The sequence below is a fragment of the Nostoc sp. 'Peltigera membranacea cyanobiont' 213 genome (genome assembly GCF_002245975.1).
Taxonomy (GTDB): Bacteria; Cyanobacteriota; Cyanobacteriia; order Cyanobacteriales; family Nostocaceae; genus Nostoc.
This window is the reverse complement of the sequence record NZ_NOLI01000171.1, coordinates 1-15,074: the sequence shown is the minus strand read 5'-3', so window position 1 is coordinate 15,074 and position 15,074 is coordinate 1. Positions and strand designations below refer to the sequence as shown.

The following is a 15,074-nucleotide window of genomic DNA, read 5'->3' as shown; positions in this document are numbered from 1 at the left end:
CTATCCCATACGTTGGCGCTTTCGCGGCGTTGTAAGGTTGCTGTCATGGTTTTATAAGTGCGGTTTGTTGTTTATGATTTCGATAAGCAAATTTGCTTACCTATGTCTATTACATTAGAAGCAAAATTGAGATTTGTAAAGAAATATTAAATAGGAATTGATTATAACAGTGATTTGTTTTAAAGATGAATCGTGTCTAGAGACACAATTCATCCACTTTTATCAACCAGGGGGCCAGTCCAACTGCCGTCCTCCCAAAATATGCAGATGTAAGTGGTGGACTGTCTGACCACCATCGTCACCAGTGTTGATAACAACTCGATAACCATTTTTCAATTCAGCAACTTCTGCAACACGTTTGGCGGTTAACAAAAGATGCCCCAACAAAGCACGATCTTGAGATTCAGCATCAGCTAGCGTGGGAATGGGTTTTTTGGGAATAACCAGGATGTGAACAGGTGCTTGGGGATGGATGTCTTTGAATGCTAAGACCAAATCATCCTCATAAACAATATCGGCGGGAATTTCCCGACGAATGATTTTGCTGAAAATCGTTTCTACAGTTTCACTCATGCTAATCTACCTACTCATCTGCTAGAGATTTTAAAGGTTTAGTGTAGTAACTAGATCGTCTAGATAACAAAATACTCATTCCTGTGATAGAGTCTCCATAGATAACATTCCTCCCACCACAACATAGAGACAATGATTACAATCTCTTACTGAACGATAGGGTGGGATTTTGATGATTAGAAAGTTGTATATCTAATGTACCAGTGCTTTGGAGATTTTTATGAAACAGTCAAAATACTATTTTCTTGTTTTTATTATTATCATAATTAGCATCTTTCTGCGTTTCTGTTTATTGCAAAATCAAAGTCTTTGGTTTGATGAAGGCTGGAGTCTAGCTTTATCTGATGCTACAAGCGTTCAAGAAAATTTATTCAACATTGTAAATCGAGAAGCTGGTGATAAATACCAACCACTTTATTATTTGGTCTTATTCTATTGGCGTTCAGTGTTTGGAGATAGTGAATTTGCGATTAGATCGCTCTCATCTTTACTAGGAGTCGGCTCAGTAATTGCCATATTTTTTACGAGTCTACGTGTTTATGGAAGAAAACATGCTTTATGGTCGTCTACGATCCTAGCAGTTAGTTCTTTTAGCGTATTCTATAGCCAAGATGCCAGACCTTACGCATTATTAATATTTATAACCTCACTTCAAATATATTTTTTTAGTTATGCAATTACTGTAGATAAGAGGAATAAAATTATTCCCCAATTGCTTTTTGGTATCTTTACAGCCATAGGAAGTTTTGGCAGTATTTTGACAATTATATTTAGTTCATCAATTTGTTTATCTCATGCAATTATTTATAGAAACTTAAAAGAATTGCTCAGATGGTGGATACCTCCGGTAGTTTTTTCCTCCCCAATGCTTTGGTTTTACTTATCATCACCAGCTGCATCCGATCCAACTGCTACTCAAGTTACTCGGACTGGATTACCTATAATTACAAACATAATTTTTGTGTTCTACGGTATATTAGTCGGGACATCCTATGGGCCGCCACTAGAGAAATTACGCGATCCAGAAAAGATAAGTGTTTTACTTGGTTACTGGCCTCAGCTATTAATATTTATTATTGTCATTACTATCATATTTTTAGCTTTAGTAAAAAGTCTATCAAGACACCGCAAGAAGAAAAGATATCAACAGGCTGATTACTTTTTCACATCGCTTTTAGTAACATCATTTTTACTCACCTTGCTGTTTGCCTTGGCAACCAAAATTAATTGGCTACCTCGCCACTCTTTTTATCTATGTATACCAATTGTCATTTTGATTCCATCAGCTTTTTTACATAATTATCAGCGCCAGAATAAACTTTCTCTACTCTCTCAAGTTCCAAAGTTAGCTACTGTTTCTTTACTATTGATGAATGTTTATTCAAATTGGCAATACTATTCCAATCCCGCCTATTCAAAAGATGACTACCGTTCGGCTGTTCGCTATCTGCTACAAAATCGAAATGAATCTGCAAAATCTGTATTGTTATACGGTCAGCCTAGATTACTAAAATATTACGGAGATTCATCAACAATATATGCACCAGATTATATTCGGAAAATTATGAAGGGAAAAAATATTGGAGAAAAAGTTAGTATAGCGACAAACAATGCAGATACAGTTTTTGTGATCGTTAACCGCGAATTTTATTGGGAATTTAGAGATGTTTTTCAAGCAGAAATGAGTGATTTATATAAACTACAAGGTGAGGCTGATTGGCCTTATATGAAAATATATCGATTCACAAGAAAAAAATAGAAAAAAGTACCTAGTATATTGAGTTTTTCCTAAGGCGGCTCAATTATTTACGATCCTTAATCAACCCCCAACATGAACTCCAGGACGTTTGTGGGGATTCTTTTCAGCCCGACGAAGTACTTCCCGGGTGACTACAGCAATATCACCCTCACCAAACAAGATAAAACGCAGTAAGTATTGTATGGGGTTGCCCTCAACCCAGCCGAAGTAGGCATGAGGAATTTTACCTGTATGGTCACGAATATAAAGCAGTAAAGCCGCGATCGCATTAGGTACTGCTGCACTCTCAGCCCTTAAAATGCGATAATCACCAACTTGTACCCCTCTTACTTTGATGATATCCGCAAACTCGGAAGCATCTGATACCTGAATCTCTAGAAAAAGAATTGGATCGTTGGCTGGAATATGGTTATCCTCGCGGACTTCTTTCTCTTTTAAAAAATACTCTAGGACATCGCCTTTATTCAACCTATTTGCAATTAGCCGTATTGCTCCCTGGCTCTCTTCCGCAAGAAATTGACCGGCAAGTTCGTCAACTTCGATCCGTTCTGTTCGCAGTTCCGTTGAACGCCAAACACGAGAAACTAGTGAGGTAAGAATGATCGCACCAATGAAAAATCCAGCGATCCTAATCCCCTCTGGTCTTTCGATGATATTAACAATAGTAGTATATAAAAATAACAGGGTGATAATCCCAAAAACAAGTTTTGCTCGCTTCTCTCTGTGACGGTGGGCTGATAAGGTTACGGCAAAGGCTGCTGAGGTAATCAATACAAGCACACCAGTTGCGTAAGCTCCACCTTGGGCTTCTACACTTGCTTTGAAGATGATTGTGACAACAAAAGCGATCGCTGTGTACACCAACACTAAAGGTCGCGTTACTCGTGCCCAATTGGGTGCCATACCATAACGTGGTAGGTAGCGCGGCACAATATTCAGTAGCCCTGCCATTGCAGATGCACCTGCAAACCACAAAATGGAAATAGTACTGACATCGTAAATCGTGCCAAAGCCATTACCGAGATGCAGGTGGGCTAAATAAGCCAGGGCTCGTCCGTTAGCTTTGCCCCCAGATGCAAATTCTGCAACTGGAATCAGTAGAGTGGTTATAAAGCTGGTGGTGAGCAAAAAGAAGCTCATAATCAGAGCAGCAGTAGTCAGCAGCTTACGTGTATTCTGAACCCGTGCTTTGGAATATTGGGAAGTGTCACTACTGCTACCTTTGACGAGAGGCATAACGGTAACACCAGTTTCAAAGCCTGACAATCCTAGTGCTAGCTTCGGAAATATGAGTAGAGATATACCAATTAGGATCAAAGGGTTGGAATGGCGGGCAAAAAGTGCCGTATGCCAGTTAGCGATCGCTCCTGGGTGAGTTAAAATCTGATACACACCAACGCTAACGACTATGGAGTTTAACAGCAAATAAACTCCCACCAACACGACTGCAATTCCAATTGCTTCTCGGAAACCTCTCAAGAAAACTGCGCCTAGTAATGCAACTAATACTAGGGTGATTGCGATCGCCTGACCGTGAAACCAATCTGGGATCAGCGGATTTTCGATTATATGGGCTGTAGCATCAGCAGCCGATAGGGTAATGGTAATAATAAAGTCGGTTGCCACAAAGCCAAGTAAGCACAGCACAAGTAATTTACCTTGCCACCAAGGGAGCAAACGCTCTAACATTGCGATCGACCCTTCACCATGAGGGCTTTCGGCAGCAATACGTCTATAGATTGGTAATGCTCCGAACAGCGTCAGCAAAACTAGAATCAGGGTAGCTATAGGAGAAAGAGCGCCAGCAGCCAGTGCTGCAATACCAGGTTGATAGCCAAGGGTTGAGAAATAATCTACACCAGTCAAGCACATGACCTGCCACCAAGAATGCTGGCGATGTGCTTCTTCCTTACGACGGTACGATCCTTCCTTATCTGGTCTGTTTTCTTCAAGCAACCAGCTAATAAACTGACTGCTGAGGCGTTTTGTTGAAATAATTGATTTAGCCATCAAATACGGTTGTGTTGCAAAACTTGGCTTGGTGATTTGCTAAAATTTTTAGCTACAAATATATAGCAACTATATATTGTAGATTAAGCATCCTGTCATATTTACAAAATATTTTAGTGAGACTAGACCAGCAAGATCGACGGAAGTCAAATCCTAAAGAAAGACTTATCGACGTTATCCGCTCCGAAAAGACTGATGGCAAAAGGTTTAAGACTTTAATAGTACCGTTCGGGTGCGGCTTCTGGCTTCAAACTAAAAATTAAGTCTCCCAGTTTATTTATTTACCGCTAGGATCGTAGAATATAATTAGATACGTGTCGCACACTTAGCCACAAGCGTTCAACACGGATCTAAAAACAAACTTTAATATTACTTAAGTTGTAAATGCTTTACTGTCACTTATAAATGAGGTAGTTAGAATAAGCAATCTATCACACCAATCTTTGAGAGATTGGGGTTATTTACCTCACCCCAAAAAACTTGAACTATAGACCTAGTGGACGGATTGGATGCCCCCTAAGCTATCAATAGTTTGCTTGCCAAGAACATTAGATAGTTAGCGAACGATCGTTTTATCGTTTTATGGAAAGATGTTTTAATTTTGTATGGAAGCTTCAATAAAACTCGCAAGTGTTTTTTTAGGCAATTTCTCGGTTAAATCTATTAAATCTCTAATGATAATATTACTATGAATGCACATAGAGGATCTGCTGTGCTCAGTTCTGCAACTTTCAAAGTGCAACCATCTGCAACAGGACTGACTGAGAATCATCGCCTGCGGCTGTTTTCTGGCTCTGCCAATATCCAACTGTCTCAAGAAGTCGCTCGTTATCTGGGCATGGACTTGGGGCCAATGATTCGCAAAAGATTTGCGGATGGAGAACTTTACGTTCAAATCCAAGAATCAATTCGTGGTTGTGATGTCTATTTAATCCAGCCATGTTGTCAACCTGTGAACGATCATTTGATGGAATTATTGATTATGGTTGACGCTTGTCGTCGAGCTTCTGCGCGACAGGTGACGGCAGTAATTCCCTACTATGGGTATGCTCGTGCCGATCGCAAAACAGCAGGACGAGAGTCAATCACCGCCAAGCTGGTGGCTAACTTGATCGTGGAAGCTGGTGCTAACCGGGTTCTAGCAATGGATTTGCACTCGGCGCAAATTCAAGGTTATTTCGATATCCCCTTTGACCATGTTTATGGTTCGCCAGTATTGCTGGATTATCTAGCAAGCAAACAACTGCCCGATGTTGTAGTTGTTTCTCCTGATGTTGGCGGTGTAGCACGGGCGAGAGCATTTGCCAAAAAACTGAATGATGCGCCACTGGCAATTATTGACAAACGTCGTCAGGCACATAATGTTGCAGAAGTGTTAAATGTGATTGGCGATGTTAGAGGCAAAACGGCAGTGTTGGTCGATGACATGATCGACACAGGCGGCACGATCGCAGAAGGGGCGCGATTACTGCGTGAAGAAGGAGCGCGTCAGGTATATGCCTGTGCAACTCATGCGGTATTCTCTCCACCAGCGATGGAGCGATTATCTAGTGGTTTGTTTGAGGAAGTCATTGTCACCAATACGATCCCCATACCAGAAAGTAATCGTTTTCCTCAACTAGTGGTGCTGTCAGTGGCTAATCTCTTAGGAGAAACCATTTGGCGGATTCATGAAGATACTTCAGTTAGTAGTATGTTTCGCTAAATTGTCATTTACGTTATCTTTATAGGTATCAATTACCCACACTGTACCCTTTAATTGGTTACGTGTGGGTTTTTAAATACCTCAAATTTTTGTCCTGAGATTACAGAAAACTCTTTCTCTCCCCATTCCCTTACCGATACAGCCAAACCCGGAGTAGTGAAAGCAGTTGCTCAGTATCTACAGGTTTGGTGATATAGTCAGAAGCTCCAGCTTCGATGCATTTTTCGCGATCGCCTGGCATAGCTTTGGCAGTTAAAGCAATTATTGGTAGAGATCGAAACTGTTGTCGCTGACGGATGGCCCGGGTGGTTTCGTAACCATCCATTTGTGGCATCATGATATCCATCAAGACTATATTAATGTCAGGATTAGTTTGCAGCATCTCTATGCCATCTCTGCCATTTTCGGCAAACAGTACTTGCATTTGATAGCTTTCTAAAAAGCTGGTCAGGGCAAAAATATTCCGCAGGTCATCATCTACAATCAAAATTTTCCGATTAGTCAGCACCGGATCGTTTTGGTGTAGTTGCTCTAGCATCTGACGCTTTGGTGGGGGCAAATTTGCTTGCACCCGATGCAAAAATAGAGCAGTTTCGTCTAACAACCGCTCTGGCGATCGCACATTTTTAATAATAATTGTCTCTGCTAATCCCCGCAGTTGGGTTTCTTCTTGTCGGCTGAGTTCTTTGCCGGTGTAAACGATGATCGGCAGTTTCAACAGCCTAGGTTCTTGCTTGATTTGCTCAATTAGTTCAAACCCGCTCATGTCGGGCAGACCGAGATCGAGTACCATACAATCAAAGTGATGCGATCGCAAAATCAACAGCGCTTCTGCCCCCGTACCCACTGCTGTACTCTGGACATCACCATTACCAATCAGTTCGATAATACTTTGGGCTTGTACTGGGTCATCTTCTACGATCAGGAGATTTCTAACCTGACGCTCAATAAAGCCTTTAATATCAGTCAATACCTGAGTTAGCGCTTCTGGAGAAACGGGTTTTTGGAGATAGGTAATCGCTCCTAGCTGTAATCCCCGTTGCTGTCTTTCATCCACAGAAAGTATATGTACTGGTATATGTCTGGTATCTGGCTTGTGCTTGAGACGATCCAGAACCGTCCAACCATCCATTTCTGGCATATAAATATCGAGCATAATCGCATCGGGCTTAAACTCTTGCGCGAGTACTAGACCTTGTTTGCTCTGTAAGGCAACAATGGTTTTAAAACCCTGCTCCCGTGCCATATCTAATAAGATACGGGCGAATTTATCATCATCTTCGATAATTAGCAAAACGCGATCGCCCGGTTGAATTATTTCCCGGTCATCTGGAATTTCGTGGGGGAAGGTAGTAGATACTTTCGCAGATGGAGAAGTGTCCACAGTTGTGGGTTTGCTTTCGACCAGAGGCACTTCTTCTTTTATCGTCGATGCTTTGCGGATAGTGGTTGGTGTTGGCTCCAGGGATGTAAGAGTATTTTGACCATTCTTTTCCTGTCGCTTGGGCAAGTAGAGAGTGAAGGTGCTTCCCTGCCCTGCTTGGCTGACTAGTTCAATTCTCCCTCCCAACAGTTGAGCCAATTCGCGGCTGATGGACAAACCCAAGCCAGTCCCGCCGTACTTGCGGCTGGTTGTGCCATCTGCTTGCTGAAATGCCTCGAAAATAATCTTTTGCTTCTCGTCTGGAATGCCTATACCCGTGTCGCTAACGGCAAAAGCAATCATGGGATTATCAACTTGGGTTCTATCAGAAGACATGCTAATTTCTAACTTCACACCTCCCTTTTCAGTAAACTTAAAGGCGTTAGCTAGGAGATTTTTCAGTACTTGTTGCAGACGTTTGGAGTCATTAGAAATTGTCGCAGGTAACTTATCATCCAGTTCAATAGTAAAACTGAGTTCTTTATTGTGGGCTACTTGTCGGAAAGTCTGTTCTAGAGATGTTTCCAAGTCTGCAAGAGCAATTTGCTCAATATTGAGCGACATAGTACCCGACTCAATTTTTGCTAAATCTAGAATGTCATTGATCAACTCCAGCAAATCAGTGCCAGCCGAATAAATAGTCCGGCTGTACTCTACCTGTTTATCGGTCAAGTTGTTAAGAGAATTATCTGATAACAGTCTTGCTAAAATTAACAAGCTATTTAGCGGTGTCCGTAATTCGTGGGACATATTCGCCAGAAATTCTGACTTATATTTGGAAGACAATGCCAGTTGTTCAGCTTTTTCTTCAAAAGACTGTCTTGCTCGTTCAACTTCCTGGTTCTTGCGAGCAACTTCCCGATTTTGAACTTCTAACAATTCTGCCTTTTCTTCTAGCTCTTCATTTAATTGTTGTAATTCTTCGTTAGACTGCTTGACCAGAAATTGTGATTCTTCCAACTCGTGCGCCTGCTCTTCTAGGCGTTGATTGCTCTGCTGTAGTTCTTCTTGCTGAGTTTGCAGTTCTTCTGTTAAAGCAACAGACTCTTCAAGTAGTTGCTGGGTTTGCAATTGTGAAGCGATGTTATTTAAAAATACTCCCAAATTTTCACTCAATTGCTCTAAAAATGCCAGATGCAAATGGCTAAAAGACCCAAAAGAAGCAAGTTCAATTACTGCACTCACCTCCGTCTCAAACAATATAGGCAAGACAATAATATTTAGTGGTGGTGCTTCCCCCAAGCCAGAACTGATGCGGATATAGTCACTAGGAACTTCTGTGAGGAGGATTCTTTGTTTTTCTAAGGCGCATTGTCCCACCAATCCCTCGCCCAAGCGAAACTGATTTGCGAGGTTTTTTCGCTCTTTGTAAGCATAACTACTTAATAACTTCAGTACTGGCTGGTCGTCTAAGGAGGACATCGCATAGAAAACGCCTTGTGATGCCCCAACCAGCGGTGCTAAATTCGACAATATTAAGCTAGTTGCACTTTCCAGATGGCGCTGCCCTTGGAGCATCTGGGTAAATTCAGCTAAGTTAGACTTTAGCCAGTTTTGCTCGTAATTTTTTTGAGTTGTGTTTCGCAGATTAGTAATCATCTGGTTGAAGGTGCGCGTCAACACGCCAATTTCATCTAGGCGATCGCTATCTGGTAAACTCACCGATAAATCCCCTTCCGCCATTTTGTCTGCTAAGTTAGAAACTTGCCTTAGAGGGAGTGAGATATCTTTGGTCAGGGAAAATCCGAGCAAAGCTAAGATTAAAGAAAATAAGGGAATGCTATAGACAACGCTGGAGAGGGTTTGCTGGGCGGCTGCTTGTGCTTTGTCAGAGCGCTGTTTTAGCAGTACGTTCTCCTCAGCTTTCATCGCCTTGATAATTTTCTGAATCCGATCCATCATCTGCTTACCCTCGTCTGTCAGGATAGCTTTCTGAGCAGATTCCACGCCTTGGCTTTGCCGTAGCTCAATGACATCTTTCATTACAGCCATTCTGTTGGTTAGTAGTGGCTGCAAAATATCAAGCCGATTTTGTTGGTTGGGATTATCTGACGTTAATCTCTGAAGTTCCTTAACTCTTTGATTGAGTACTTCAATAGCAGCATTATAAGGTTCTAAATAACGCTGTTCTCCAGTAATAATATAACCACGTTGCCCAGTTTCAGCATTTGTCAATTGCAAGTTGAGGTCTTCAAGCTGACTTAGCACCTGATATGTATGGGTTTCTTTACGTGAAGTTTTAATTAGCTCATTGGTACTTTGGTAGGAGATTAGACCAATGGCGGTCAGAGTTGCCAAACTCAGGGCAAAACTTACTCCAATCTTGGTTCCAATCTTCAAACGGTTCAACATTATTCCAGGCAGGTATTAAAATTAATTCTATTATGATTTTTTTTTACTATCCAAAAAAAATGTAAGATATTTCGCTATCATCGAATATGGCTAGTTTTTAGGACGCTAAAGACGAGCGATCGCATTTTAATCCTTTTACAAATTTGATTTGATTTGATTTGATTTTAAATATAAGTATATAAATATTCTTCTCTAGCATTTTTATAATTTAGCAAACATTAAACTTTTAGGTAGCATAACTTTCTTCAAAAGGAGTAACAACTTTACTTGTTAATTTAATTTGGCGGTGAATATTAATCACTTTCTCTTAGACTATTTATAAATTTAACATACATTAGACTTTACTAAAAATGGTGGTTTTTATGATTGCAGTCATTGACCTAGTAATACCAAAACTCTGCAAAGTCCAAAAAGCACAATTTATTGATTGCGAACCATAATACGATATCATCCAATGTCATCATCCTCTGCACACTATAGGACTCCTATTTGATTTTTGAACAAGATGCAAATAGGAGTCCTATATAAATAGTGGCTCGAAATCACTATGGTTGTATATTCCTATACGTGTTAACCGGAAGATTATGTTTAAGTAAGATGATATAAATCAACCAAATATGTTGCGAAACGTAAATAGTATTAAAGCCCTGACCAAGGACAGCCGTCGCCAGTTAGCTTGGCTTTAATTGCGCCGACATACTTACAAGGGGCATGGTAGAAAACAAAAGTTTCAAAAAACAATCTCTAATCATGCTCACATGTATTTTATATAACATTATAAATTGATATTTAACTAGAAGTTTGTAGTCTGGCGATCGCTTCTAGCTGCATTAAGCTCAGATTGGCTGTATATACCAAAATGTTGGATTTTGTTACTTTCTAAAATGGCTCTTGCACCTGCTATGTAAATATCAGTACCTTTTATTACTACTAAATAATGACCAACGGCCACTTGCTGGTCATAATATCTAACTAGATCGTTAGGAATTCCCAGAGTTGTGTAGTTATCTTGAGAACTCCTGAGATTCCCTTCACAAATATCACTTAGACTGCTTCTATTTTTAGCAACTACTGATACTTGACTCATCGGAAAGTCAGCAGTTCTCAATTCAGTAAGGACTCTTTCTGTGTCTTGGCCCGTATAAAAAACACCAATAGCGTGTCTATAGCGACTATTTGGGGTTAAGTATGGCTCATAAACAGTTCGTTGTCCTCGTTGCTGAATATCGCGGCGACTAAAAATCCTCTTAGCAAGACGGATTTCTATGTCTATACCAGTTACTATCAGCAAATAGTAACTTTTACAGACGAGATCGCTATAACCCCGTGCTTCCTCTTTAGGAATTCCTAAATTTAGGAATATACTAGGCAAACCACCTGCTAAGGTAGTAGCGATCGCTGTTGCTTCTGCTCCGGCTATCATAACTCGGCCTATACCAGGAATTACCCAGAGGACTAGACCGACTAATAAGCCACTAAGATCGCCTAAAGCACCACCATTGAAGACTTCATCAACATCTTCTCCAGATGTATTGCTAGTGCGTTCTTTAACTTCAACACCAGCAATATTACTTTGTTCTTCCACATTCCGGGCAATTACAGAAACCTTATGCATTGGAAAATTAGAAGCTTTCAGTTCCTGAAGTGCCAATTGTGCATCTGAACATCTAGCGAACACTCCTACAGTTATTCGCTCTTTATCTAATGTCATTTTATCGGTTTTTTGCAGCTAGAAGTGATTCCCAAAATTGTCAGTTAATTTGAGGTTATTACACAGCCCGACGAGTCAGTATACCCCAAAGGAAAATCAATAACATAGCACCAAGGACAGCAAATAAAATGCTTCCAAGGGACAAAGCTCCTACAGATGCGGCGGCGGCTGAACTACTTCCGAGTAAAGCTTGACCCAAGTAACCACCGACTACAGCTCCAAGTATTCCTAGTACAATCGTGGAGAGAATACCGCCACCTTGGGTTCCTGGATAAAATAACTTAGCCAACGCACCTGCAATTAAACCTAAAACCAACCAAGCAATAATGTTAGTCATTGAATTTCTCCTTCGTGGAAATCTGCCTTGTTTGTTTTTGACTATTTCATATTAAAGTTTGTCTATAAAATTCCCGATCTATCTAGAGAACTAATATCAAAAATCTTTAGATATTATTTGAATAATCAGAAAGTTGGTTGTATTTAAGGATGAATATATAAATGAGTAACATTAATCTCTTTGCTATGGCGATCGTCCTTTTTGCCTTAACTATATAAACCAATAGGCGGATCTCAATTAATGACGTAGGTGTAGCCAGCCGGATGTATCATACTTGCTTCTAACTTCTGATATATAAACAATTAATCCTCTAGATAGATGTGTTTTTATTATCTATAAAAACGAACCTTTCAGCTAGGACTTATGGTATCAAAAATAACTAAATGTTGATAAAAGTTAAGTGGGAAAACCGTACTTCTCTGAGAGGTTTTCTGTACCATATATCTCCGTTGAGCTAGATACAATCAAAGCGTGGCTTATATTTAGTGCTGTTTTCTAGAAAATTTATACAGCATTAGCAGGAGAGCGAAAATATGACAAATCAACTGAAAACGGCTGCAATGCTCGCTGCATTAAGTGGTCTTTTGATCGCAATTAGTTATTGGGTAATTGGTGGTACCAGTGGCTTAATAATTGGAGTTGGCTTGGCAGCAGTCACCAACTTGTTTTCCTGGTATCAATCAGATAAGATTGCGCTGGCAGTATACCGCGCCCAGCCAGTGAGTGAAGGGGAAGCGCCAGGACTTTATCGGATGGTGCAGAGATTAAGCGATCGCGCTAACATCCCCATGCCCAAAGTTTATATTGTTCCAAGCCAAGGTGCTAATGCTTTTGCGACAGGGCGCGATCCAGAACACGCTGCTGTGGCTGTCACCGAAGGCATTTTGAATATCTTACCAGAGGATGAACTCGAAGGCGTTATCGCCCACGAACTGACGCACATTATTAATCGTGATACCCTCACCCAAGCCGTTGCTGCTACTGTTGCTGGTGCTATCTCATTCCTAGCGCAAATGGTGAGTTACAGCTTATGGTTTGGCGGTGGTTCGCGAGATAACAACAGAGGTGGTAATCCTTTGGGTGTTTTATTAACAGTAATGCTTGCACCAGTAGCTGCAACTATTATTCAGTTAGCAATTTCGCGCACACGAGAATTTTCTGCTGATGCAGGATCTGCTAAATTAACTGGTAATCCCCGCGCCTTAGCCAGGGCATTACAACGCTTAGAAGCCTCAGCAAAGCAGATGCCTTTAAATGCAAATCCAGCTTATGAGCCTTTATTAATTATCAATTCTATCTCTGGACAGTTTATGGGTAACTTGTTTTCTAGTCACCCTGCTACAGAGGTGCGAGTTGCAGCATTGCTGAAATTAGAGCAACAACTGCCAACAAAAGCTTATTAGTTTGTCATTAGTCATTTGTCATTTATGACATTAGGGACTTCCAAATAAAAAAATACCCCACAAGATTGGGTAATTTATTTGTTGGAAGTCCCTTAACAATGACTAATGATTATCAGTATAGGGGGGAGCATCCCAATTTGGCATAAATATAAGGAACATAAGGAACTGACGTAAAAACCCTTTTAAATCTTCTTCTCTTTGTGTCCTTCTCTAACGAGACGCTGCGCGTAGTTTGCTTCACAGCAGGGGTATGCGGTTCGTTTTTTCAATAATTCAGCATGAAGCTGAGAGAAACTGGCACTTATTGATGAAAGACTTCGTAGACTTAAGTTTTCGCCTGCAAAAAGCGACTATTGCTGCTTGGGAAACCTTCAATAATCCTTACTCTCGTTAGTTTGCCGAACCTCTCTCAGGGAGAGGTATTTTTATATAGATTTTCTGTCGCGGATAAGATAAAGAAGTAACATAGCTCCTCACACAAGTAGCAATGACTTCAACCCTGCGAAAATTTACTCCTCTTCATAGCCCAACACTGCATCAGTTACCCAATGGTTTGACAATCATTGCGGAGCAAATGCCAGTTGAAGCTGTAAACCTCAACTTATGGATTAAAGTTGGTTCAGCCGTAGAATCTGATGCCATTAACGGTATGGCTCATTTTTTAGAGCACATGATTTTTAAGGGAACAGAACGACTGGCTAGCGGTGAGTTTGAACGTCGAATTGAAGAACGGGGTGCTGTTACCAATGCCGCTACCAGCCAAGACTATACTCATTACTATATAACCACTGCCCCCAAAGATTTTGCCCAGCTTGCTCCACTACAAATAGATGTAGTATCAAATGCTAGTATTCCTGATGATGCTTTTGAACGCGAGCGATTAGTAGTTTTAGAAGAAATTAGGCGTTCAGAGGATAATCCCCAACGGCGGACATTTCGCCGAGCAATGGAGACAGCCTATAGTGAGCTACCTTATCGTCGGGCGGTATTGGGGCCAGAATCGGTAATTTCTGAACTTAAACCCCAGCAGATGCGGGATTTTCATGATATTTGGTATCAACCCCAGTCAATTACTGCTGTAGCTGTGGGCAATTTACCTGTGGAAGAATTAATTGCGATCGTTGCTGAAGGATTTACAAAAGCCAATAAAACTCAGTACTCCCCAATCCCCAATCCCCACGGGCTAAACCTTAGCTATCCGCTAACAGCACTCAACCCTGAATCACCATTTACAGAAATTGTCCGTCGAGAATTTACAGATGAAAGTCTCCAGCAAGCAAGGCTATTGATGCTTTGGCGGGTTCCAGGAATGGCGCAGTTAGATCGCACCTATGGACTGGATGTTTTAGCAGGAGTTTTGGGACATGGACGGACATCAAGGTTGGTGAGGGATTTACGAGAAGAACGGGGATTAGTTACTTCAATTTCTGTGAGCAATATGAGCAATCAGCTGCAAGGGACATTTTATATTTCAGCTAAATGTGCAGTGGAAAATTTAGCTGAAGTAGAGAATGCGATCGCTCAACACATTCGCAAAGTCCATACTGAGTTAGTCACAGAGTCAGAAATTGCCCGTGTACGGCGGCGAGTAGCGAACAGATTTATTTTTGGCAACGAGACACCAAGCGATCGCACTGGGTTGTATGGTTACTATCATTCCTTAGTGGGAGATTTAGAACCCGCCTTTAACTACCCAGATTATATTCAGAGTCAAGATGCAACTGATTTGATGCAAGCAGCCAAAGAGTATCTTTCCCCAGAAGCTTATGGTGTAGTTGTCGTCAAGCCGTAAATTAAAAAT

Annotated in this window: 10 protein-coding genes; 5 read left to right on the top strand and 5 right to left on the bottom strand. The window is 41.0% G+C overall.

Annotated elements, in window-relative coordinates; translation table 11 throughout:
* Window positions 1–222: 222 nt before the first annotated feature.
* Window positions 223–573 carry a histidine triad nucleotide-binding protein gene (locus tag CDG77_RS29970; RefSeq protein WP_094332890.1) on the bottom strand — a complete coding sequence of 117 codons (351 nt, stop codon included), beginning with the start codon at window positions 571–573 and terminating at the stop codon, window positions 223–225.
* Window positions 574–793: 220 nt separating this feature from the next.
* Between CDG77_RS29970 and CDG77_RS29965 the strand changes: the two genes are divergently transcribed.
* Window positions 794–2,332 (top strand): glycosyltransferase family 39 protein, encoded by a 1,539-nt coding sequence (locus CDG77_RS29965; protein WP_094332889.1) that lies wholly within the window; start codon window positions 794–796, stop codon window positions 2,330–2,332.
* Window positions 2,333–2,392: 60 nt separating this feature from the next.
* On the opposite strand, the gene CDG77_RS29960 is transcribed toward CDG77_RS29965, so the two are convergent.
* Window positions 2,393–4,342: an amino acid transporter gene (locus CDG77_RS29960; protein ID WP_094332888.1), complete on the bottom strand. Its 1,950-nt coding sequence runs from the start codon at window positions 4,340–4,342 to the stop codon at window positions 2,393–2,395.
* A 688-nt stretch (window positions 4,343–5,030) separates the two neighbouring features.
* Between CDG77_RS29960 and CDG77_RS29955 the strand changes: the two genes are divergently transcribed.
* Complete coding sequence (locus CDG77_RS29955) at window positions 5,031–6,047, top strand: ribose-phosphate pyrophosphokinase (RefSeq protein WP_094332887.1); 1,017 nt, start codon at window positions 5,031–5,033, stop codon at window positions 6,045–6,047.
* Window positions 6,048–6,177: 130 nt separating this feature from the next.
* Here the strand turns inward: CDG77_RS29955 and CDG77_RS29950 are convergent, their stop codons facing one another.
* The 3 genes from CDG77_RS29950 to CDG77_RS29940 form a co-directional block, all read right to left on the bottom strand.
* Window positions 6,178–9,822, bottom strand: a complete 3,645-nt coding sequence (locus CDG77_RS29950) for a response regulator (RefSeq protein ID WP_094332886.1) — start codon at window positions 9,820–9,822, stop codon at window positions 6,178–6,180.
* Window positions 9,823–10,615: 793 nt separating this feature from the next.
* Window positions 10,616–11,533: a hypothetical protein gene (locus CDG77_RS29945; RefSeq protein WP_094332885.1), complete on the bottom strand. Its 918-nt coding sequence runs from the start codon at window positions 11,531–11,533 to the stop codon at window positions 10,616–10,618.
* A 58-nt stretch (window positions 11,534–11,591) separates the two neighbouring features.
* Window positions 11,592–11,870 (bottom strand): GlsB/YeaQ/YmgE family stress response membrane protein, encoded by a 279-nt coding sequence (locus CDG77_RS29940; RefSeq protein ID WP_094332884.1) that lies wholly within the window; start codon window positions 11,868–11,870, stop codon window positions 11,592–11,594.
* Between the two features lie 533 nt (window positions 11,871–12,403).
* Between CDG77_RS29940 and CDG77_RS29935 the strand changes: the two genes are divergently transcribed.
* From CDG77_RS29935 to CDG77_RS29930, 3 genes are all read left to right on the top strand, one after another.
* Window positions 12,404–13,273 (top strand): zinc metalloprotease HtpX, encoded by an 870-nt coding sequence (locus tag CDG77_RS29935; protein ID WP_094332883.1) that lies wholly within the window; start codon window positions 12,404–12,406, stop codon window positions 13,271–13,273.
* Between the two features lie 250 nt (window positions 13,274–13,523).
* The gene (locus CDG77_RS36975; protein WP_190234103.1) at window positions 13,524–13,667 is read left to right on the top strand and encodes a hypothetical protein; all 144 of its coding nucleotides are present in this window, start codon (window positions 13,524–13,526) and stop codon (window positions 13,665–13,667) included.
* Between the two features lie 93 nt (window positions 13,668–13,760).
* The gene (locus tag CDG77_RS29930; protein ID WP_094332882.1) at window positions 13,761–15,065 is read left to right on the top strand and encodes a M16 family metallopeptidase; all 1,305 of its coding nucleotides are present in this window, start codon (window positions 13,761–13,763) and stop codon (window positions 15,063–15,065) included.
* Window positions 15,066–15,074 lie beyond the last annotated feature (9 nt).